Genomic DNA, 21,724 nt, shown 5'->3' with positions numbered 1-21,724 from the left:
CGCCCTTGCCTTGGATTGATAGCTTGAGAAGCCCCATGTTGCTGCACGGACCAGTTGCGCCAGCGACTGCTGGCGATGCTGCGTGGTGTGGCACCCTGGCCAGCAACTTGCATCACCGCTGCAGGCCTCAAATGCGCAGTGCTTCAACCACCAGTGCGAATGCCGCCGAATGCTGGCGGCGGCTAGGGTAGTACAGGTGGTAACCGGGGAAGGGTGGGCACCAGTTCTGCAGCACGCGGATCAGCCGACCTTGCTCGATGTGAGTGCCAAACTCCTCCTCTGGCAGGAAGGTGATACCCAGGCCATCGAGAGCGGCCTGCACCATCGGCGGTGAGGTGTTGAATACCGCCTGGCTTTCCACACGCACGTTCACCTGCCTGCCGTTGCGCTCAAATTCCCAGACGTACATCCCGCCCGACGTAGCGAAGCGGATGTTGATGCAGTTGTGCCGGGTCAGGTCTGCAGGAACCTTCGGGATCGGATGCTTCTCGAAGTAGGCCGGTGAGGCGGCTGCGGCCATGCGCACCTTGGGGCTGATCGGCAGGGCGATCATGTCCTTGTCGATGCTCTCGCCCAACCGCACGCCGGCATCGAAGCGATCGGCGACGATGTCGCGCAGCGCATAACTGACGTCGAACTCGATGCGGATGTCCGGGTAGCGGTGCATCAGCGGCAATAACTTGGGCAGCAGAATGGTCTGCAGCGAGTGATCGCCACAGGTCAGGCGCAGCGAGCCGGCCGGCTTGTCGCGTAGTTCCGTGAGGGCTTCGAGCTCGGCTTCGATTTCGTCGAAGCGGTTACCGATGGCCAGCAACAGGCGCTCGCCGGCCGGGGTAGGCGAGACGCTGCGTGTGGTACGAGTGAGCAGACGGATCTGCAACCGCTCTTCCAGCGCCTTGATAGCCTGACTAAGAGCAGATTGTGAAACGCCCAGAAGCGCTCCCGCGCGCGTGAAATTGCCTTCACGTGCGACGGTGACAAAGGCCAGCAGGTCATTGAGGTTACGTCGTGCCATGACGGCAGTGTGGCATGGTTGATTGATTAATTTTGCTAATAGTGGCTAGAAGCATTGATTACCTTATCAGCCGAGTCGTCCCGGTGGACAATGACCGCCTTCCCCCTGTGACCGCCGGAGTTCCCATGTCTGTCAAAGCCTATGGCGCCTATGCCGCCGACAAGCCGCTGGAGTCGATGGATATCAACCGTCGTGCACCCGGTGCGCATGACGTGCAGATCGACATTGCCTATTGCGGCATCTGCCACTCGGACCTGCACCAGGTCCGTGCCGAATGGGCGGGTACCCAGTTCCCCTGCGTGCCGGGCCATGAGATCGTCGGCCGCGTTGCCGCGGTTGGCGCACACGTAAGCGACTTCAAACAGGGCGACCTGGTCGGCATCGGCTGTATCGTCGACAGCTGCAAGCACTGCGACGACTGCGATGCTGGGCTGGAGAACTATTGCGACGGCATGGTCGGCACTTATAACGGCGCCACCGCTGATGCGCCGGGCTGGACCTTGGGCGGTTACTCGCAGGAAATCGTTGTCCACGAGCGCTATGTATTGCGCATTGGTCACCCCGAAGACCAGCTGGCTGCGGTAGCGCCCTTGCTGTGCGCTGGCATCACCACGTATTCGCCGTTGAAGCATTGGAATGCCGGCCCAGGCAAGACGGTTGGCGTGGTCGGCATCGGTGGCCTCGGCCATATGGGCATCAAGTTGGCGCATGCGCTGGGCGCACACGTCATTGCCTTCACCACGTCCGAATCCAAGCGCGAGGCAGCGTTGGCACTGGGTGCGGATGAAGTGGTGGTGTCGCGCGACCCCGAGGCAATGGCTGCGCAGGCCAAGCGCTTCGACCTGATCGTCAACACCGTGGCCGCGCCGCACGATCTGGATGCGTTCCTGGCGCTGCTCAAGCGCGACGGCGCAATGGTGCTGGTTGGCGCGCCGGCAACGCCGCATCCCTCGCCGAATGTGTTCAACATGATCACCAAGCGCCGCACCTTGGCCGGTTCGATGATTGGCGGCATTCCTGAAACCCAGGAAATGCTGGATTTCTGTGCCAAGCACAAGATCGTGGCCGACATCGAGTTGATCCGTGCCGAGGAGATCAACGAAGCCTATGAGCGCATGCTCAAGGGCGACATCAAGTACCGCTTCGTGATCGACAACGCCACCTTGGGCAACTAAGTCCGGCTGGCGTTCAAGCAAGTGCATGGTTGCCTGAGGGCAGCCATGCGGTCCCGGCTCAGGGGATCGTTTCAAGTAGAGGTCGCTCCCGTTGGCGGGAGTGACATGTCAGCTACGTTGAAAGGCAGGGTGAGCTGCGCATGCGACGTCGTCCGCTCAGCGTGGATCCTCATCACCGACTTGCCAGTTGACTGCAGAAGTCGTTAACCGCCTGGCCTACACGCCAGAGCACCATCAAGGAACCTACATGCACGACTCACTGAAGAGCCTTGGGCTCGTCGCGGTGGCATTGCCGATGGCTGCGATCGCCGAAACGCCGCGGGCTGCGGCAGCGCTGGCCCAGCATGTGGCAGGCGTTGGCAGCCAGCCCTCATTGCAAGGTCCTTCAGAGTACTTCGTTGGCCGCGTCCGCATTGACCCGGTGTGGTCTGCCGATCAGGCGCTTACCGCCTCCGGCGCTTGGGTCACCTTCGAGCCGGGTGCACGTTCGGCGTGGCACACCCATCCAGCAGGGCAGCGCCTGGTGGTGATGTCCGGTGTGGGGCTGACGCAGGAATGGGGCAAGCCTGTGCAGGAGATCCACCCGGGCGACGTAGTTGTCTGCCCAGCGGGCGTCAAGCATTGGCATGGTGCCGCAGCCACGACCGCGATGACCCACCTGGCCGTCACCGGCGTACTGGATGGCCAGAACGTCGAGTGGATGGAGCAGGTAAGCGAAGAGCAATATCGCGCTTCTCGATAGGGCTTTGTGCCGCTGCCTTTAGCGATGCGTTCTGACTGTCGTGCAAGGTCGTAGCCGTCTTCGTGACCGCGCGGCTTGCACTCAATCAGCACCAGCGCTGATTGAAAATGAAATCGTGATCCTCCTGCTGTTCTTTCAGCAGGCCTGAGCGCACGCGCTCGGGTGACTCGCACCTGCGCCAACGTCGCGCTGCCAATAACAACCAACATCATCAAAGAGGTTCTCCATGTCGACTCCTGTCGCCGGCACGCTCGTGCGTGCCTGTCCGGATCTGGAAGAGGCTGCATCGCATTGGAGTGGCGTATTTGCCATGACCCTGTGCGTATTCGCCTTGATCGCGTCCGAATTCCTCCCGGTCAGCCTGCTCACCCCGATGGCTGCTGACCTGGGTGTCAGTGAAGGCCTGGTGGGGCAGGGCATCGCCATCTCAGGCGCGTTCGCGGTGCTGACCAGCCTGTGCATATCGCGATTGGCAGGCAGTGCCGATCGCAGGACGCTGCTGCTGGCGTTGACCGCCTTGATGGCGGTATCCGGCAGCGTCGTGGCACTGGCGCCGAACTATCCGGTCTATCTCATTGGTCGCGCGCTTATCGGTGTGGTTGTTGGCGGATTCTGGTCGATGTCCGCGGCCACCGCCATGCGTCTGGTACCAGCGGCACAGGTGCCGCGCGCACTGGCCATCTTCAACAGTGGCAATGCATTGGCGACCGTCATCGCGGCCCCGTTGGGCAGCTATCTTGGATCCGTCATGGGTTGGCGCAGTGCATTCTTCTGCCTGGTGCCGATAGCGCTGATCGCGCTGGTCTGGCAATGGTGCAGCCTGCCTTCAATGAAGACTGAGCGTGCCGATGTCTCCAGCGGTGTGCTTGGCCTGCTCAAGCGCAAATCGGTGGCGATGGGTATGGCAGCTTGCGCTGCGTTCTTCATGGGCCAGTTCATGCTGTTTACCTATGTGCGGCCCTTCCTTGAAACGGTGACACAGCTCGACGTGTCGGCGTTGTCCTGGGTGCTGCTGAGCATAGGCTTGTGCGGTTTCATCGGCACGGCGTTTGTCGGCAGCGTGCTCAAAAAGGGCCTCCATCGGGTACTTATCGTCATACCGATCCTGATGGCCGCGATCGCGCTGACCTTGATCCCGTTGGGACAATCACTGACTGCCGTCACCGTCCTGTTGGGACTGTGGGGGCTGCTTGCCACCGCTGCCCCGGTGGGCTGGTGGAGCTGGATTGCGCAGACCCTGCCCGGTGATGCGGAAGCAGGCGGGGGCCTGTTGGTAGCGGTGATCCAGTTGGCAATCGCGTTGGGCTCGACGCTTGGCGGCTTGCTGTTTGATCACAGCGGGTACCAGAGCACGTTCGTCATGAGCGCTGCAGTACTTGCATCGGCAGCGCTGCTCTCCGTTGTGATCTCTCGCCCTCCCGCTGTATCCAGACCGTAGTCGCGCCTCTCTGCACGATTGATTGGTAGGTCCGTATATCCCGCTTTGCTGAGGTGTACGCTTCATCGGCATGGCCTTGGTGGCCCCATAAATTCGCAGGCCACCAAGGTATGTTGCTGGTCAGAAATGCGTGCCGGATGCATCGCGATCCGGCAACTTGACGACAGAGCTACCAGCGAATCGCCGGCCGCTCCGGTGCATCATGCGAAGGGAACAGGGGAAGCACATACTCCGTCAGCTCCTGCAGGACGTCCTGCGCCGGGCGCTGACTGAACTGGATTCCCAGGGCGGCGTGATTGACACCTGCGCGCTGCCACTCACCGAGCAGATCGATCAAGCCGTTGCGCCCGGTCCTCAGGGTGTAGCCGCCGTCGATGGGTGTTCTGGGGTAGTTGGGATCTTCCATCAGGTCGATCCACTCGTTGGTGACGTGCGGTCGGAAGCCGCCATCCTCGATCAGTCCGCGCCATGCACGTATCTTCCCGGCCAGACGTTTCGGGCCTGCGGAGTGATGCGTAGCGTCCGGATAGGTCAGCCAGCCATCGGCATGTTCGGCCACCCATTGCAGCGATTGCCGGGAGGTTCCAGTGATCAGCATGGGTACGGCGCCGGCCATTGGCTTGGGCAGCAGTTCAACGCCTTGGGCACGGCCCAGGCGCGAGTTGATATTCAGCGTGCCCGGTTGCATCAGCTCGCGGACGTAACTGACCGCATCTGCAAAGCGCTCGGCTCGCTGTGCGTGTTCGATGCCATACGCTGGAAACTCAACCGGCCTGTCGCCAGAAGCGATACCCATCACCAAACGCCCGCCGGACAGCTGGTCAATCGTGGTTGCAGACTTCGCCAGGTCAATAGGGTGACGCAGGGAGAAGATGGCGCTGCCAGTTGCCAAGGCGATGCGCTCGGTTTGCGCCGCAAGAAACGCAAGGTAGGTGAATGGATCGAAGACCTGCCCGGCATCGCCGAACAAAGGATCGAACAAGGGAACGTCGCGGACCCAAACCGCAGCGAAACCTGCGCGATCAAGTTGGCCAACCAGCGCCGACTGCCCGGCCATAACCTTCATGTCGCCGCGATAGAAACGCAGGGGGAGGAAGATCCCCAAGCTCAATTTATCTTCGCGGAACACTCGCTGGTAACCAAGATGGCTGGCGAACGCAGGCGCAGACGCCCCTTTCAACATTGCCGGTGCGGAGACGCTGTTACTTGATGGAATCATGTTCTGGATCTCAATCATGGGCCGGTCGCCGGCTCGGGGATCAGTACACCGCGTTGCACGGCTGGGCGTTGGGCGACGCGCGTATGCCAATTGCTCAGGTGTGGGTAAGCGCTGAAGTCCAGATCGATGACGCGGGCTATATGCGTCCAACCGAAGCCGGCAATGTCGGCGATCGAGTACTCGTCCCCTGCCAGCCAAGGCCGGTCAGCCAGGCGCTGATCCAGGGTCGCGAAGAATTCATTGCTCAAGCGCTGATAACGTTCTATGGCGGGCGGGAGTGGTACGTCGGCGGACATCTCGAAGTGCACCCGCTGGCCTAGGATCGGCCCGACGCTGGCAGCGTGGAACATCAGCCAGGTGATCGCCTCCCATCGTGCGGCCGGCTGTTTTGGCAGAAGTCGGCCGCTCTTGTCTGCCAGATAAAGCAGGATTGCGGCCGATTCGAAGACGGTGATGCCGGTGGATTCGTCCACCAATACCGGAATGCGTGCATGCGGATGTAGTTTCAGGAAATCCGGGTGCTGGTGTGCTCCTTCGGCGATGCGCACGTGGTGCAAGTGATAGGGTAATTCGAGCTCTTCCAACGCAATGCTTATCTTGAAGCCGTTTGGTGAGCTGTCGGTGTAGAGATGAAGCCTTGGGTTTTCCATGGTTTTTCCTTGTTTCAAGGGTGCAGCTCAGCAAACGCACACAGGAGCAAAGCCCGGTGCGTGGATATGGGAAGGGAAGGGGAGGAGATGGCTAGCTGCCAGCGTCCAACGCAGGTTCGCTTGGGTGGTCGTCGGCGCTTCGCCCGCTTGGTGAAAGCAGCAGGCGAACGTTGTTTCACTGCACTTGATCTGACCCGGATGTATTGGATCCCTTGTGGCGCCTTCTCTTTCTAGTGCTTTCTATCGAGCGCGTTTACTGACTGGTAGTTGCCGGCGCGTGCTGATCGTTTGGCCCCTGAGGCAAAGATGGGGCCTGCGCCCAATGTGCTCTATGGTTCACTTGCTCCATCGTCCTGCTGGCTGGGAATGGCTGCAGTCTAGGGATCGCGAGTAGTTCGGGAAAACGATCTTATCTGCAGCAGAACATTAGTTTTACTAACTTTATGTTGTGCAGTTCAGGTATGAGGCGCGGCAGGCTGGATGAGCTACCTCCCGGTGCTTCCTATCAGCTACGCAATGAGCAAATGTAGCGCATATTCAAGCTAATACTGATGCCAGGAACGTTGCAGACGAACTGGTGCACAGCGGTTGCTTACCATTCCCGCGCCGCTTGTCGCGCTGCGCGATTCTAAATTCAGCTATTCTCACTTCTAGAAATGATCCAGGCTGAGGTGAATGGACGGGCATTGGCTCGCTTCAAACACCTTCGCTTCCAAGCTTGAAAGACCGGGAAATTGAATCCATGGGTGCCGTCCTACCGTTGCTGGCATTGCGCGCATTTGTCGAGACCGGTCGGCACGGCAGCCTCAAGGCTGCTGCCGAGGTCATGGGCGTTACACCGGGGGCGGTGAGCCAACAGTTGAAACTGTTAAGTGATCGCACGGGTGTCACGCTGTTCACCCGCAATCGCCACGGTGTTGCGCTCAGTCCTGCGGGTGCGCAGGTGTATCCGGCGTTGCTTCGCGCCTTCGACACCATCCAGGACAGCATGGCTGTACTGGAGGCGATAAATGGGCGGCAGACATTGACCATCAGCACGGTGCCTGGCTTTGCTGCGTCCTGGCTGGTACCGCGACTGGGTCGCTTTACCGACAAGCATCCCGATATCGAGGTGCGGGTTGAAGCCTCATCTGCCTTGGTCGATCTGCGCCGCGATCCTATCGACATCGCGATTCGGCATGGTCTTGGCGAGTACCCGGGACTGGTTTCACGGCACCTGGCTTCGCCGGTGTTCCTGCCAGTAGCGAGTCCTGGCTTGCTGGCTGGTGGCAAACCAATCCGCAAGCCAAGCGATTGCCTCAGGTACCCATTGCTGCAGGACTCCGATCGCAGTGATTGGCGGCTTTGGTACAAGGCTTTGGGTGTTGCGGACGATCCGCGCATCGAACGAGGCGCTGCGTTCGATGATGATGTGCTGTTGATCCGCGCAGCAGAGGCGGGGCAGGGCATTGCCTTGGTACGCGATGTGTATGTGCAGGCCGAAGCGGCGAGCGGCCGATTGGCAATTGCGTTGGACCGGCCGTGGCCAACCGCGTTTGCCTACTACGCCGTGACCCTTCCCGGCGCGGATGAGAAGCCGGCAATCGCCGCTTTTCTGTCATGGGTGCAGAGCGAAGCTCAGCGCGAAGACGGATAGTCTTGATTCAAAACTGTTGCTTTCGTTGGCGGCTGCAGGCGCCAACGAAAGCTCTGCCCGTATAGATAGCCAAGCTGCCTCGCCGCGTTGTTTGTCAGGCAGCGATCGAGCGCCAATACCAAGCTGCGGCCCAAAGCCGCTCCGGCTGGCCGCACACCGACGCCGGTCACTGCAGCGCGGTATCTACCGGCTGATGTTTTGCGCTTCCGCTCGGATGCGCGGTGGAAAAGTTGTTCAAACCCCCTTGACCTTCCAACGGCGGCAATCTTTAGACTTCGCGCCAACACGAGGAATCAAAGGACGACGCGCTCAGTAATGCGGTTCCTGGAACGGAATCCAATCGTTCGAATCACCTGTCGCACCCCAAGCGGGCCAGCTACGTTTTGAAACGAAGCGCGGCTTGAGCAGGCACCAATACAACGCTGAGGACACCGTCATGAGCAATGCATCCAGCCGGCACGTAATCGTCTACACAACACCGACTTGCCCCGATTGCCGAATGCTGAAGGACTGGCTCAACCGAGTAGGGGTAGTGTTTGAAGAGCGTGATCTGACCGACCCTGCAATCAGGGACGAGGCCAAGGCCCGCACCGGCGTGCGCGTCGCGCCGATCACTTTGGTCGGCGAGCGCGTTTTCTACGGCACCTTTGCGTCGCAAAAACCAGGCTTGGTCGAGGCGCTTGGCCTATCCAACACTGCCTGAGTAGCGGACATGACGATACACGTAGAAATATTGCAGGCTGGGGTCAGCATCGCGGTGCCGGCAGGTGTCACCCTTCTGGACGCCGCGCTCGCCAATGGGATCGCCTATCCACACGGATGCCGTTCCGGCCGCTGCGGGTCCTGCAAAACCCGCCTCGTAAGCGGTGAGGTTGAATACCTTGAACACAGTCGCTTTGCGCTGACAGAAGCGGAAAAATCTCAAGGATTGATTCTGGCGTGTTGCGCCATTCCAACAACGGATGGGATAGCCAGCTGGCTTGATGAAGATCAGGTAGTTCCCAATCCGTTCCGTCGCCTGAACTGCAAGGTGACGGCGATCGACACGGCCACACACGACATCAACCGCATCAAGGTCGCCAACGAAGAGGGCGAGCCGCTGACCTTTGCTGCCGGCCAGTATGCTCGGCTCACATTTCCGGGCGCACCTACCCGCGACTATTCCTTTGCCAGCCCCTCCGGAACTCACGCGCTGGAGTTCCATATTCGCCGAGTACCTGGTGGCGCAGCGAGTGAACACATCCATGCGCAACTGAAGCCTGGTGCCTCGGTGCTTGTTGAAGGTCCATTTGGATCTTCGTTCCTGCGCGAACAGCACGTTGGGCCAATGCTATGCATCGCGGGCGGTTCGGGCCTTGCTCCGATCAAATGCATCGTTGAGGCAGCAATTGCGAGTGGTATGCGCCAGCCAATACATATCTACTTTGGCGCACGAAGCGACAGAGATCTTTATCTCGTTGAGCATTTCCAGAATTTGACGCGGCAGCATTCCAATCTGACATTTACTCCCGTGCTGTCCGGTGTCTCCGGGGAAAGCATTTGGCGGACCGGGCTGGTCGCAGATGCTGTTGCCGAAGATCTACACGATCTTGATGGCTGGAAAGCGTACTGCGCTGGACCACCGGGAATGATTGAAGCGGCGATCCAGATTACAAAGGCCAATGGTCTGCGGTCGGGTGATCTGCACGCGGATGTGTTCCATACGCCGGGATGAGTGCTGTGCGGGTTGCCAAGAACACAGGCTCGCCGCCGGCCCCATGACCGAGGGGAGGCCACAACGCGTATGGAAAAAGTGCCCTAGAGAATGGCGCCCATGATGCTCCCCAGCGCTACTGGCGCGCCGCGCTCACAAACACGAGGACTCGTTACCACAACAGCCCTGGGTTCGTAGCCTGCTGCTACTTTCTGGAGGTATAGGGCTGATCCGGTACGGACCAGCGCCATGGCAGATCCACGGCTTTGGATATCCCGACCCGAGGACCTATCACCGGTGCAGCAGGGGGAGGGGTGCCATCGGACACAATCCGGATGCCACGATCACCGCTCACCAGATCCGCGCCGTCATGCGCGCGGTTGATTCCGAATGCTTGGGAAAGCTTGCCGGGGCCATTGGCCAGATCGATCGGGCGCTTTGCAGCAGGCCTGGCCTGATACATGAGATCCAATTTGTTCAGGGGTTGCGCTGCCCTGAGCAGCACGCCGACACCTTCACCGACCTCGCCGCAGACTGCATTGCTTCCCCAGTGCATGCCATAGGTGAAGTAGACATACAGATGCCCCGGCGGGCCGAACATTGTCGCGTTGCGCGCGGTCTTGCCGCGGAACGAGTGAGCCGCGGGATCTTCGCTGCCGGCGTAGGCCTCCACTTCAACGATGCGCGCACAGCGGCCGTCATCATGTAGCAGGATCTTGTTGAGCAGCTCCGGCGCCACCACAGTGGGGTGCCTGCGATAGAACTCGCGTGGCAGCACCAGGGTGCGTTCAAGAAGAGACTTCATAGGCCGATCCTACCCGCAACGCAGAGCCTGCGCGCGGGGCACCCTGTCAGCAGGGCTCCTTGGGAAGGTCGCGCCATCCGCCTTCAATGCGTTCCAGTCGACGCCCTTGGATGCAGCGTTGCCCAGCGCGAAGTGGGGCAGGACGGGATTGTTCCCAAAGTAGTTGCCGCAGCCGAGCGGCTTCCGCTGCGCCAACGCTGTCTGCGGCTGCCATCTGCCGTTCCAGTTGCTTCAATTCGGCTTCAATTTTCGCCTGCTGCTCGGGCGTGGGAGTCAGTGCGCGCTCCAACGCAGCCACCTGCCGTCTTGCATTCCACTCGATCAAACCCATGGCGATCAGCACGGCTGCGACGACCAGGATGATCGCCCGCAACCAGAATCTGGACTCGTCCGAAGGCAGGGGATTGGCGGAAGTTCGCGCCGCATGCCGGTGCCGTGGACGGATTTCCACCTCGCTCAGATCGGCCTTGCCGAATGTTGGTTCCTGGCGTTTTCGTTCCATGAAATACCCCGGTAAGACTCCTAATCCATCCCGCAGCTGGCCCCGGCGCAGGTCATCGTATTGTAGTCCAGCAACGTCGAATGACCCGGGTTTCCGGTGGGGCGCGGAACACCGTAGGGCACGATGAAGGTAGCCGAGTGGGCGCCGTACAGCCCCGCAGGAATGTGCATCGCTTTCAGCACGACGTAGCCGTTATGCAGATAGGACCGACTACGCCGATTGTCGCTCGCACCCGATACGGGCGGGACATCCTTTTTGTTCGCGGCGTCGTAGGCGACCTGCCATTCCTGCGCGTCGCTGGACCGCGCTTCACGCAGCAAGCCCTTGGCAACGGCATCACGCAAGCCGGCTTCGCCGGCCAGCGGCGCGCTACGGTCGCGGAACTGGTCTGGAGACTGGCTGGCATCGGTCATCATCCCTGTACCGGTCGCAGTCCCTACGGTAACGAAGCCGTTGTTGGCGATGAATGCCCGCGCCACCGGCTGACCAAACAGCCGTCGCGCGATCGGGTTGATCTGATCAAGCCTGCTCTCGCTCAGATAAAAGTAGCCGCACGCGCCCTTGTTGTCGTAACTACTGTTCAAGCGCGGCACCGAAGCCGGCAAGCCGGCAATGGTTTGCCGGTGATAACCGCTGACCAGCACGCCAACGATGCGCGTCTGTGCGGACCAACCAATATTCCAGACTGTGGGCTCGTAAGCGCCAAGCATCAACACCACGGGGGCGCTGGATTCGTTGACGGCGACGTCAATCTGGGTCGCTTCATGGCCGCTTTGGTCAATCTGGTAGTCCAGCTTGCGGCCGGAATAGGCACCGGCGGCGTAGACGATGAACTTTGCAGGCAGGCCTGTCATTTCGCAGGCCGTAGGCCCGGAAGGCGACGCTGCAGCGGCGTTGGCTTGGAACGGTACCAGGCGGCTTTCTGCAGTCGGCGCTGCGTTATCGTTTAGCGTTGCCGACGCGCTGGTGGGAGCAGATGAAACGGCGCCGCTTTTACTGGCAGGGTCGATATCAGTAGCGTGCGAGACAGGCGGGGATGAAGCGTCCTCGCCTGCATCCGCACCGGCAAGGCTTCCTGCCTGCTTTTCCTGCTCCTGCGGGCGATCAAGAAAATCACAGCCCGCCAACAACACCAGCACGAGCAGCATGCCCGCAGCATTCCCTGTGTTCATCAAAGACCCCCCTGTCGTGGCGCAATCCTATGACCAGGCGAGGGCGCTGTCGACTACCCCAGCGGGTGCCGGGGGGGGGCCGGCCATCGGTAGTGCGGTAGATCTGGTCAAACAGGGGTAAGCATTGGTCGGTGCGGACCCATGCTGGATTTGAGTACGCTGCAACACCTGATTTAGTGGCGCATCACTGTACTCGGGGTTCTTTTGAATCGTCGCTGGTTCTGCCCCTGTTCGCGGGGCCAGAACTACCGTTTCAATCAACCCCTGCCACCTCACCAATCGGTAGGTGCATAGTCCTTGAGGAACTGGCCCCAGACGTGCTCGCCGCTGTTGAAGCCGTGGATGATCGGGTCGACGATGCGCGCGGCACCATCAATGATGTCCAACGGCGGGTGGAAGCGCTCTTCCTGCACCTTGCGGGCTGCCAGGCCTGCCGGATCTTCGTCGGTCACCCAGCCGGTATCCACGCTGTTCATATGGATGCCGTCGTTCTGGTAATCGGCCGCCGAGGTACGCGTCATCATGTTCAACGCGGCCTTCGCCATATTGGTATGCGGATGGCGGGTGGTCTTGAAGTTGCGGTAGAACTGGCCCTCCATCGCCGACACATTGACGATGTGCTTGTCGCGCTCTGGTGTGGCCAGCATCAGCGGCTTAAGGCGCGCATTGATGATGAACGGTGCGATGGCGTTGACCAGCTGGGTTTCCAGCAGCTCCACCGACGGCACTTCGGCCATGCGCAGGCGCCAGGAATTGCTGTCGCGCAGGTCCACCTGCTGCAGGTCCTGATCCAGGCGGCCATCGGGGAACAGATGGCGTTGGCCCAATAGTTCGTCGGCCAGCAGCGGCACCTGCGACAGTTCGGCAGCGCGGGTCAGGCCGTCCTTGCCAACAGCGTCCGGCGACGGCAGTGCGGCCGCCGCGATCGGCAACAGGTCGGCACTGCGCAGCCCTTCGTAGTTGCCGATCAGCTTGCGGATGGTTTCCGGCAGGCTCTGCACCGCAGCGGTTTCCCCGGCCATCATGTGTGCATAGAACTGCGGCGGGCGGCGCACGGTCTGGCAGGCGTTGTTGATGATGAAGTCCAGGCGCGTACGCGTGGCCAGCAGCTCGCTGCAGAACGCTTCCACGCTCGGCGTATGGCGCAGATCCAGCCCGTATACCTGCAGGCGATGGCCCCATACGGCGAAATCGGGCTCTTCGGCATAACGTGCCGCCGAGTCGCGCGGGAAGCGGGTGGTGACGATCAGTTCGGCGCCTGCGCGCAGCAGCTTCAAACCGGCCTGATAGCCGATCTTGACCCGGCCGCCGGTCAGCAGCGCTACGCGTCCACGCAGGTCCGCGGTCTCGGTGCGCTTGATGTAGTTCAAGTCGGCACAGGCCGGGCACATCTGGTCGTAGAAGTGATGCAGCTGGGTGAACTTCTGCTTGCACACGTAGCAATGGCGCAACTCGGGCGAGTGCACGGCTTCTTCGGTTGCCGCAGCGCCTTCACCATTGCTGGCATCGTGAAGGCCTGCTGCATGTGGCGGGAAGTAGTTCGGGGTGCTGAACACCGGCTTCCGGCGCAGGGCGCGGATACCGGTCTGCTCAAGCAACGCCTCGGACTTGCGAACCTTTTCCTGGTGGCGTTCACGGGCCTGCTTCTTGAGCATCTGCCGGCGCGCCTTCGGCTCGGGGTGGAATACCTTGGCCACGACCTGGTGCAGGCGCACGCGGTCGGCTTCGGGCAGCGCATCAAGCATGCCGCGATCGGCTTCAATGGCCTCCAGCAGATCCAGCGCTTCGCGCAGGCGATCGGCCAAGGGCAGGGCAGGGGCAACGGGGGTATCGATGGCGTTCAAATGACGATCCGGAATAGCGGCAGCAAGCCTTGAATGGACAGCAGAGCGATGACCGCCTCGATGCGGGTCCATGCTGTAGCGGACCGGGAACGCCCGGTCGGCGGCAATTGTCCCAGATATCAGGGGGTTGGCGCCAATCCGAGTCGTTGTGGGTGGGCAAATCACCAATTCGGCCATGTTGAAGGCCCGAAGAACGGGAGTTTGGCCGACGAGAACGCCTTCAGGTGCCTGAAGCGCCGCTGTTGAACCGGCAGAGCGGGGCGGGGCAGCGGGCTGAGCAAAGCGGGATAGCGGCAAGTCCATTTGAAAGACTTCTGGGAGAGGTGGGGCGTCAGCTGCAGTGCTAGCTTGCTGACCACCGCCGCCACGTCCAGGGATGCAGGTCCCTATGCCCGTCACGCGCACAGTGTTGTTGATGGCAGCCATTGCCGCAGCCTGAGCCGCACAGGCTGCCAAGGCACATGCCGCAGGATCCGGCGCCCGGCACCAGCACGTTGATGCAGCTTTCGCAGCTTGGACCGGCACGGAAGCACCGAGTTGCGCGCTGGGAGTCTCGCGAGACGGCGCCGTGGACTACCCACTAACAGGCCAATGAGCGGCGCGGGCCCACGCTGGGGCCCGCGCCCATTGGGTTACTGCGTCCCGCGAACCGCGAACTTGGCTTCGTTGTTCGTGTTGAGCCGGCCCAGCACGAAGTGCTTGCGGATCGCATCCGCCCAGATCTGTGCGATCAACCTGTATACCTCTTCGGTTGGATGGGCGCCGTCACTGGTGGTTGTGGAGAACGCAATGGTGGGATCGGTTGGCGGTGCACCGTACCGCACCTGGACGCCTTTAGGCTGGGCCTTGCGCAGAAGACCATAACCGTCGAGGTTCGTGCAGACATGCTCCATCGGGGTGTAGAGATCGACGATCCCGGCCCGGTTGTTGCGGAAGTTGGCATTGATCTCGGCAGCGAGCTCGTTGCCAAAATTCAGCGATCCTTCGTTAAAACCAAGGACCTTGTCCGTTGCCTCCTGCCCGAGGTAGCGCACCGCACTTTGTGGGTTGGGCAGGTTTCCAAAGAGAAACGCGGCACTGCTGTCCACCGCGATGATGTCCTGACAGATCTGGCTCATCTGCAGCGCGACTGCTTTCATGTCGGTGGGGTCGCGCTCGTTGGTGACCAGATCGTTGAGCCCAAACCAGATCAGATAGAGACCGTTGCCGGGCGGCGGGCCATGAAGATGCAGGTCGTTGATGTACCTGTCCGCCTGCTCGCGGAACGTGCCAAGCCCTGCCGCCCACCGATCGGAACCTCCCATCGAGCCGCCTTCAGCATAGTTGGCATAGGCAAGCGGACTGTTCGCGGGGGAGCCGGCGGCGCTTGCTGGGTTCCAGGTAAGGTGCGGCTGCGCCGCTGTTTCAGAGGTGTTCTTGTCCACGCGAATCAGTGGTTGACCTCCAGCCCACTCCCAGATGAAATCCGTCCAGTTGCGATTGTCGCTGTAGCGGTTTACCTGGTTGGTCCGCATCAGGCCGAACAACGACGCAATGGCGCCGGTGACCGTCTTCCGCTTGACCCCGATGTCTGACATGCTGTCGCCAAAGACGATCAGCCGAGAAATGTTCACACTCATGGTTGGTCTCCCTGCAGGCGTTTGGTTTCAGATCACGTCGTAGCCGCGGCCGATCAGGGTCGTGCCCTTGAACCGGTAGGTCTTGTTGCTGGGCCCCTCGAGGGCAACGTTCATGATCTCGCCCCACGGGTCCCATAACAGCCCGGTCTTGCACCAGGCTTTCAGGCGCAACCCCTGCGCATCACCAGGAACATCGACGGTCTGGTTCCATCCGGCCGTCTTGTTGCCGGACTCCCACTTGCGGTCTACGACCGGGTTGCCACTGGCATCGGTCTCGCGCCAGGTGACCTCGGCTTTGGCAATGTAGGCACCCTTGTTCTCGAACCTGACGAATCCGTTCGGGTAGCGAACGCATTGTGTCTCGGTGTACTCGGTGGGAAACCCGATCATCGCGAAGCGGTTGTCCTTGAGGAAGGCAACCTGGTACGCCACCGGCAGGCCGGGGTTGTCCCTGCGGTAGGTGGCACCCTTCTGGATATAGTCGCGCAAGCCTTTCATCGCCTCGTCGGAATTGCCTGTGAACACCGCCAGCGGCGTCTCGGCGCCGCCACCAATGGCGACCGCACTGAAGGTCGAGTTCTTGATGATGGACTGGTACTTCTGCGAAAGGTCGCTGCCGACTGTCACACCACCGGACGTCGCCTGCTCAAACGCGCCCTTCAGGTTGATCGAACTATCGACGACCGAGGTCTCCATCTTCACCATCAGGATCCGGCCGTAATCGACGCTGCGGACGTAGGCCGGTGGGTGCTCGTTGCCAAAGCACTCCCGTGCCTGATCGGTGGTCACGGAGTCGGCGAAAACGTTGGCTGCACCTTCCGGGCTGTCCATCGTCACGGTGTAGAAGACCTGTTTGAAATAGGCCACGACAACGGACTTCTCCGTATTGCTCACCGCACTGAACTGCGAAGCGATGTTGCCGCTTGCCCACTTGGAATGGAATCCCAGGTCAAGCGCGGTCTGTTCGGAAGAGAAAGCCTGGGTGACCTGCATGAAGGAGCGCGCGGCGTTGACGTAGCCTTGGCTCTTGGGATCGTTGTTCCAGCTTTCGAGCACATCGTTGACGTACTTTTGGACCGAAGAGCCACTGGGCATCACTTTGCGATGCGCATCCTTCAGCCCGGGCAGGTCGATGGACAGAGTGCATTCCCTGCGCTCAAGGGCGGCCAGCGGGGTGGGCCTGCCTTCCATCAGGTCCTCGTCGGCGAGGATCAGCGCACCCGGAAATACCACGCCAGCCGCCGGGCTCATGATCGCGACCTCCGATAGGTTCTTTTTCAAGCTGGTCTTGGTCTTGGTACAAATCACGACCGCGTTTGATTGCGTGGTTCGTTCCTTTACCGGCAACGCCTGGGTGGCGCCGTCCTCGACGACGCTCAGCAGTATCCTCGGGTCGTAGGAGAGTCCAGAGATGTATTCGCTCAGTTTCATATCAATTTCCTCGTTGGTGGTTGACGCAGGATCGATGCTGAAACCGCAGGGGTCGCGCCACCATGGCGGGGTGGATCAATCAGGGACGTCCCGTACCAACACCCTCGTTGCCTGCATGCCGTCGGGAGCCGCAGGTAGAGCGCGCGACGGGTGCACGACGTGAATGGATCGAAGTGCATCCCTGCATGCCCCCGGCGTCACTCCATATACCTGCTTGAAACGGCGACTGAAATGTCGCAGGCATTCGAAGCCGCAGTTCGCGGCGATCGTGCTGATCGGTATGCGTGGAGGCGACCGTGCGAACAAGGCGAGCACGTTCTGGAAGCGGGTGCGCTGGATGTGCGCGGCGACAGAGATGTGGTTCGCCACGAAGGCGCGATAGAGGGTGGCCCGGGAGCAGCGCAACTCCAGTGCCAGTGTCCCCGGATCGAGAAGAGGGTTGGCGAAGTTGGCGGAGATGTAGCCGCACGCATCGGCGTAGGTCTCCCGTAAGAGCGGCGATTGGTTGGTGCCGACATGGCACATCTGTGGTTTCAAGCGCACAGTCCGGTGCAGCTCGTCTACAAGGTTCATCCATTCCCCCGCTGGCGGTATACCGTTCGCACTCAGTTGGTTGAGGCGAAGACGGCAACAGTTAACAAAGCAGCATCGGGGCGATAATGTTTTCCGTAGGTGTGAATCTCAACGGGGAGCGCTTGCGCTCAGCTCAAGTGATCTTGCGTCGTGCTCCAGGCTGATGAACCAGATGGTGCACGAGCTCGATCATCAGCTTGCGAACATCTGGCGGGAGTTGGTGCAACCAAGGTTGAAAGCTGTCTTCCTCCACTGGCTCCGTCATGCGGAATTCCATTGCGCCTCGGCCAAGCAGAAGCCAGTCCGCTGATACATCGAGTACGTCACACAACGCGATGACATTGCTGATGGTCATGTTCCCTTGGGCACGCCATCGACTGACCGCACTCTCCGTGACGCCGAGGCGGTATGCCAGAACGCTCAATTTGTTGAATCCCCGATGGCGCATGGCATAGCTCAGGCGGGCGCCGCGCGCGGCGATGTCCGTGCCTCGTAGATGACAGGTTCCTTGCTTCATGTGCTTCCGTGCTCTCCTGTGTTGTGCCAACTTCCGTAGCGATTGTCCTATGGGGCCGAGCATGCTCAGAGAAAGGCGCTGCACATGATTCGAATTCATGCCGACACCGGATCCTTGAGTTGCCGTCAACGCTGAGAGCGACTCGTGCAGCGCAGGTTTGGGCGGTCAAGGTGCTGGCCAAGAATGTCTGGACTGTCGCAGGTTTCGCGAGCAGCGCCTTTGGCAGTTGGTCCTATCTGCCAACGCTGGGACGTGCAGGCACTGCTCAGGTTCAAGTAGCGTCTTTTGTTGGTGAAAGCTTGCTGTTCCGAATGAAACGTAAGAGCGCAGCGCTGCGGACGGCTATCGGGACAACGGCATTCGTCACTTGGCCCGATGAGCGTTGGTTGTTGGCTGGCAGAATGATTGGCAGATCAGGCGCTGCGCTGCCTGTGCCGGGCGGCTGCGCGCGGAGGACGTAGTGCAGAGCTTGGTGTTCCACGCGAGGGTGCCCCACCAGGTCATGCCAAGCATCCAGGTGATGTGCGCGCGCAGAGGCAAGGCGCTAGAAAAAGTCCGGGGACCGACCTTTCTTCGCTCTACAGACGTTGTCGGGAAGCAGGCCTTGAAAGTATGTAGCGCCGAGCCGCCTGGCCGCCTGACCGAAAATGGTCTACGCACCGAGCGATGGTCTGCAGCGCACGACATGAGCGGGGACTATCATGCATCGACCCGGACTTGACAGTTACTCTGCTTGGCGAAAGTTGATTCGGAGGATCGGAAAGATCGCGAGTGCGCGCAATCAATTCCACGGGAGGATCAGTGCCGTGGCCACCGGTGCTTTGAACGACGAAGTGCCGATTTGAGTCGCGCCTGGGTTGACCGTCGTGGCGACCAACACCCACGGCTGCAAGGGATTGCTGGGGCAGGAGCTTGGCGTGCCTGCCTATGCACTGATCGAAGCATCGTCGGTGCCACTAGCGCAGGGCCGAGGCACGCGGTGCTCGGCACGCAATCAGTTCAATGACACGGTAACGCGCATCACCGAAGGCGCCGTCAACGACGAAGTGGTGGTGGATGTCGGCCACGGCGCAGTGTTGTAGCCGTCATCACGCGAGCCGGGACAGCCGCGCTGGAGCTGGAGGAGGGCGGCCCGGCGGTGGTGCTGTTCAATGCATCCAGTGTGATCATTGGCGTATCGATGTGAAGCGGCGAGGGGCTCGCAATAGGGAGCGGCCTGTCGCGGTGAACATCGATCGCGAATATGCCAACGCTGGCAGTTGTTGACCTGAGCATCCACCGGCTCCGCAGTGACGAGCGGACCGGTCATACGACTAGGCCAAGCTGATATGCACCGGTACTGACTTGTAGGAAGGGGTGCCACTCGCCGGATCGATATAGCTCAGTGGGATAAGGCAGTTGCCCTCCGGGTAATACGTCGCCACCGACCCACGGGAAATCTGGTAACTCACTGCAATGACGTTCTCAAGAATCCTGTCGCCTTCGTTGTCCAGCGCCGTCCTTATACGAATCCGATCTCCCTGCTGGATCCCGCGCTCGCTCATGTCCGCTTCGTTCATGAACACGACATCACGGCGACCGAAGACACCACGGTAGCGATCATCCAGGCTGTAGATCGTGGTGTTGTACTGATCGTGGCTGCGGATGGTGGCCAGCTTCAGCACCGCCTTGTCGACGGGTTTTGGGTCTTCAGCCAATCCCGAGAAGCGTAGGAACTCCGCTTTTCCCGACGCTGTGCGCCAGATACGTTCCGTAGGCGGCAACGGCAGTCGGAAGCCGCCGGGAATCCGTATCCTGGCGTTGTATTCCGAGAAATCGGGGAACACCGCTTCGATCGCTTCACGTATCACATCATAGTCAGCCACCATCTCCATCCATTGCACGCGACTGGAAGGCAGGGTCGCGCTGGCGATGCCGGCAACAATTGCCGGCTCCGAGCGCAACTGTTCAGACGCTGGTTTCAGCTTGCCCCGCGATGCATGCACCATCGACATCGAATCTTCCACGGTGACTGCCTGCGGCCCGGTGGCTTGGATGTCCAGCTCGGTACGGCCGAGACAGGGCAGGATGAACGTGTTCTTGCAGACCAGCAGATGACTACGATTGAGCTTGGTCGCAATGTGTACCGACATCTCCAGGCTACGCATGCCTGCGAAACAGGCTTCGCCATCGGGGAGCGCGACTGCAAGATTTCCGCCAAGGCAGATGAGCACGGTCGAGCGGCCATCAATGATGGCCTGCATGGCAGCAACCGCGTCGTGACCATGCGGACTTGGGGCGCGGAATCCGAACCGCTTTTCGATCCGATCGATCATCTCTGCGCTGGGCTTCTCGGTGATGCCGACACTGCGATCGCCCTGGACGTTGGAGTGCCCGCGGAGTGGGCAGATGCCTGCACCGGGCTTGCCAAAGTTGCCGCGCAGTAGCAGCAGGTTGGCAATCTGCTGGACGTTCCTGGTGCCCGTGCTGTGCTGGGTGATGCCCATGCCGTAGGTGACGATGGTTGCGTTGGACTTGGCATAGGCCTGGGCGACCTTGCGCAGATCGTCCTCAGGCAAGCCCGATTCCGAAACGATTCCTTCCCAGCTTGCCGCACGCAGGTCTTCGGCCAAGGCGTCGAACCCATTGGTATGTTCGTCAATGAACTGATGGTCAAGAATGCCGGCAGCTCTACCTTGGTCGGCATCCATCTCCAGCAGGGCCTTCATGATGCCTTTCAGTGCTGCGGCGTCGCCGCCTATGCGCGGCTGCAGGTAGGAAGAGGCAATCTCCGTTGCCCCAAGTGTTGCCATCTCCAGTGCGTCCTGCGGATCAGCGAAGCGCTCCAGGGCGCGTTCCCGCAGCGGATTGAGCACGATGATGGGGGCGCCGCGGCGTGCGACTTCGTGCAGCGTTCCCATCATGCGGGGGTGATTGGTTCCCGGGTTGTGCCCGATGGAAATGATCAGCTCGCAGGCGTCGAAATCATCCAGCGAGACGGTACCCTTGCCGATACCTATGGACGACGGCAGACCAACGCTGGTGGCCTCGTGGCACATATTGGAGCAGTCGGGGAAATTGTTCGTTCCGTATTCACGGGCGAAGATCTGGTAGAGGAATGCAGCCTCATTGGAGGCGCGCCCGGAGGTGTAGAACTCGACCATGTTCGGGTCTGGCTGGTCGCGCAGGATCTGCCCCATCCGGCTGAGCGCCTCATCCCACTCCACCGCCTCATAGATGTCCTTCTCTGGGTTGTAGGCCAAGGGATGGGTCAGGCGCCCTTGATCCTCCAACTGGAAATCCGTCATTTCCAGCAGCGAGGAAACGGTATTGGATGCCAAGAACTCCGGAGTGACTCGCTTCTTGGTGGCCTCCCAGGTCACGGCCTTTGCGCCGTTCTCGCAGAACTGGAAGGTCGAGGTATGGTGGCGGTCGGGCCAGGCACAGCCAGGGCAATCGAAGCCTTCCGGCTTGTTGGTCCTGAACAGCGTTATTGCAGCTTCCGGGGCCGCCATCTGTTCACTGATCGCCTTCGCAGTCGCCCTGAGTGCTCCCCAGCCGCCTGCCGGAGCATCGTATTTGCGGATGCCGGGGATGTCTTTCTCAGTCATTTTGATGCCTCACTCTCATATGGGCACATCAAAGCAGGGGAGGGCGAGCCTGAAACCGGTGCCCGACGAGGACGATCCGTCTGTGTTACTTGCGATGCGGCTA

At 60.7% G+C, this 21,724-nt stretch carries 19 protein-coding genes; 7 read left to right on the top strand and 12 right to left on the bottom strand.

The annotated features are described in order from the left end of the window. Window positions 1-127: 127 nt before the first annotated feature. A complete protein-coding gene (locus ACVOLR_RS02980) occupies window positions 128-1,015 on the bottom strand; it encodes a LysR family transcriptional regulator (RefSeq protein WP_481535110.1) in 888 nt (295 codons plus the stop codon). Between the two features lie 125 nt (window positions 1,016-1,140). Here ACVOLR_RS02980 and ACVOLR_RS02975 point away from each other — a divergent pair, with 125 nt between their 5' ends. The 3 genes from ACVOLR_RS02975 to ACVOLR_RS02965 all read left to right on the top strand — a co-directional run bounded on the left by ACVOLR_RS02975 (window position 1,141) and on the right by ACVOLR_RS02965 (window position 4,370). After that, on the top strand, window positions 1,141-2,190 hold the full coding sequence (locus tag ACVOLR_RS02975; protein ID WP_481535109.1) for an NAD(P)-dependent alcohol dehydrogenase: 1,050 nt from the start codon (window positions 1,141-1,143) through the stop codon (window positions 2,188-2,190). A gap of 247 nt (window positions 2,191-2,437) precedes the next feature. Further along, window positions 2,438-2,932, top strand: coding sequence for a (R)-mandelonitrile lyase (locus tag ACVOLR_RS02970; RefSeq protein WP_481535108.1), 495 nt, complete (start codon window positions 2,438-2,440; stop codon window positions 2,930-2,932). A 226-nt stretch (window positions 2,933-3,158) separates the two neighbouring features. Further along, the gene (locus ACVOLR_RS02965; RefSeq protein ID WP_481535107.1) at window positions 3,159-4,370 is read left to right on the top strand and encodes an MFS transporter; all 1,212 of its coding nucleotides are present in this window, start codon (window positions 3,159-3,161) and stop codon (window positions 4,368-4,370) included. Between the two features lie 169 nt (window positions 4,371-4,539). Here the strand turns inward: ACVOLR_RS02965 and ACVOLR_RS02960 are convergent, their stop codons facing one another. Next, window positions 4,540-5,607 carry an LLM class oxidoreductase gene (locus tag ACVOLR_RS02960; RefSeq protein WP_481535106.1) on the bottom strand — a complete coding sequence of 356 codons (1,068 nt, stop codon included), beginning with the start codon at window positions 5,605-5,607 and terminating at the stop codon, window positions 4,540-4,542. Continuing rightward, window positions 5,604-6,239 (bottom strand): glutathione S-transferase family protein, encoded by a 636-nt coding sequence (locus ACVOLR_RS02955; RefSeq protein WP_481535105.1) that lies wholly within the window; start codon window positions 6,237-6,239, stop codon window positions 5,604-5,606. The genes ACVOLR_RS02960 and ACVOLR_RS02955 overlap by 4 nt, the downstream gene beginning before the upstream one ends. A 742-nt stretch (window positions 6,240-6,981) precedes the next feature. Between ACVOLR_RS02955 and ACVOLR_RS02950 the strand changes: the two genes are divergently transcribed. From ACVOLR_RS02950 to ACVOLR_RS02940, 3 genes are all read left to right on the top strand, one after another. Beyond that, window positions 6,982-7,875 carry a LysR substrate-binding domain-containing protein gene (locus tag ACVOLR_RS02950; RefSeq protein WP_481535104.1) on the top strand — a complete coding sequence of 298 codons (894 nt, stop codon included), beginning with the start codon at window positions 6,982-6,984 and terminating at the stop codon, window positions 7,873-7,875. 436 nt (window positions 7,876-8,311) lie between these two features. Continuing rightward, on the top strand, window positions 8,312-8,578 hold the full coding sequence (locus ACVOLR_RS02945) for a glutaredoxin family protein (RefSeq protein ID WP_481535103.1): 267 nt from the start codon (window positions 8,312-8,314) through the stop codon (window positions 8,576-8,578). 9 nt (window positions 8,579-8,587) lie between these two features. Further along, entirely contained in the window at window positions 8,588-9,589 is a 1,002-nt protein-coding gene (locus tag ACVOLR_RS02940) for a 2Fe-2S iron-sulfur cluster-binding protein (RefSeq protein ID WP_481535102.1), read from the top strand. Between the two features lie 184 nt (window positions 9,590-9,773). On the opposite strand, the gene ACVOLR_RS02935 is transcribed toward ACVOLR_RS02940, so the two are convergent. From ACVOLR_RS02935 to ACVOLR_RS02900, 8 genes are all read right to left on the bottom strand, one after another. Further along, a complete protein-coding gene (locus ACVOLR_RS02935) occupies window positions 9,774-10,373 on the bottom strand; it encodes a DNA-3-methyladenine glycosylase (RefSeq protein ID WP_481535101.1) in 600 nt (199 codons plus the stop codon). Between the two features lie 46 nt (window positions 10,374-10,419). Next, entirely contained in the window at window positions 10,420-10,875 is a 456-nt protein-coding gene (locus ACVOLR_RS02930) for a hypothetical protein (protein ID WP_481535100.1), read from the bottom strand. Between the two features lie 20 nt (window positions 10,876-10,895). Next, window positions 10,896-12,023 carry a hypothetical protein gene (locus ACVOLR_RS02925; protein WP_481535099.1) on the bottom strand — a complete coding sequence of 376 codons (1,128 nt, stop codon included), beginning with the start codon at window positions 12,021-12,023 and terminating at the stop codon, window positions 10,896-10,898. 296 nt (window positions 12,024-12,319) lie between these two features. Further along, on the bottom strand, window positions 12,320-13,891 hold the full coding sequence (locus ACVOLR_RS02920) for an SDR family NAD(P)-dependent oxidoreductase (protein WP_481535098.1): 1,572 nt from the start codon (window positions 13,889-13,891) through the stop codon (window positions 12,320-12,322). Window positions 13,892-14,523: 632 nt separating this feature from the next. Beyond that, window positions 14,524-15,510, bottom strand: coding sequence for an SGNH/GDSL hydrolase family protein (locus ACVOLR_RS02915; RefSeq protein WP_481535097.1), 987 nt, complete (start codon window positions 15,508-15,510; stop codon window positions 14,524-14,526). A 27-nt stretch (window positions 15,511-15,537) separates the two neighbouring features. Next, window positions 15,538-16,941: a thiol-activated cytolysin family protein gene (locus tag ACVOLR_RS02910; RefSeq protein WP_481535096.1), complete on the bottom strand. Its 1,404-nt coding sequence runs from the start codon at window positions 16,939-16,941 to the stop codon at window positions 15,538-15,540. 75 nt (window positions 16,942-17,016) lie between these two features. Next, a complete protein-coding gene (locus tag ACVOLR_RS02905) occupies window positions 17,017-17,514 on the bottom strand; it encodes a helix-turn-helix transcriptional regulator (protein ID WP_481535095.1) in 498 nt (165 codons plus the stop codon). A 133-nt stretch (window positions 17,515-17,647) separates the two neighbouring features. After that, window positions 17,648-18,031 carry a helix-turn-helix domain-containing protein gene (locus ACVOLR_RS02900; RefSeq protein WP_481535094.1) on the bottom strand — a complete coding sequence of 128 codons (384 nt, stop codon included), beginning with the start codon at window positions 18,029-18,031 and terminating at the stop codon, window positions 17,648-17,650. Between the two features lie 866 nt (window positions 18,032-18,897). Here ACVOLR_RS02900 and ACVOLR_RS02895 point away from each other — a divergent pair. Continuing rightward, entirely contained in the window at window positions 18,898-19,113 is a 216-nt protein-coding gene (locus ACVOLR_RS02895; protein WP_481535093.1) for a TOBE domain-containing protein, read from the top strand. Between the two features lie 231 nt (window positions 19,114-19,344). Here the strand turns inward: ACVOLR_RS02895 and ACVOLR_RS02890 are convergent, their stop codons facing one another. Beyond that, window positions 19,345-21,621 carry an FdhF/YdeP family oxidoreductase gene (locus tag ACVOLR_RS02890; protein WP_481535092.1) on the bottom strand — a complete coding sequence of 759 codons (2,277 nt, stop codon included), beginning with the start codon at window positions 21,619-21,621 and terminating at the stop codon, window positions 19,345-19,347. Window positions 21,622-21,724 lie beyond the last annotated feature (103 nt).

This window comes from Stenotrophomonas sp. STEN030 (assembly GCF_056759995.1).
Note: the sequence above shows the minus strand (reverse complement) of the source record. Positions and strands in the feature narration are given on the sequence as shown.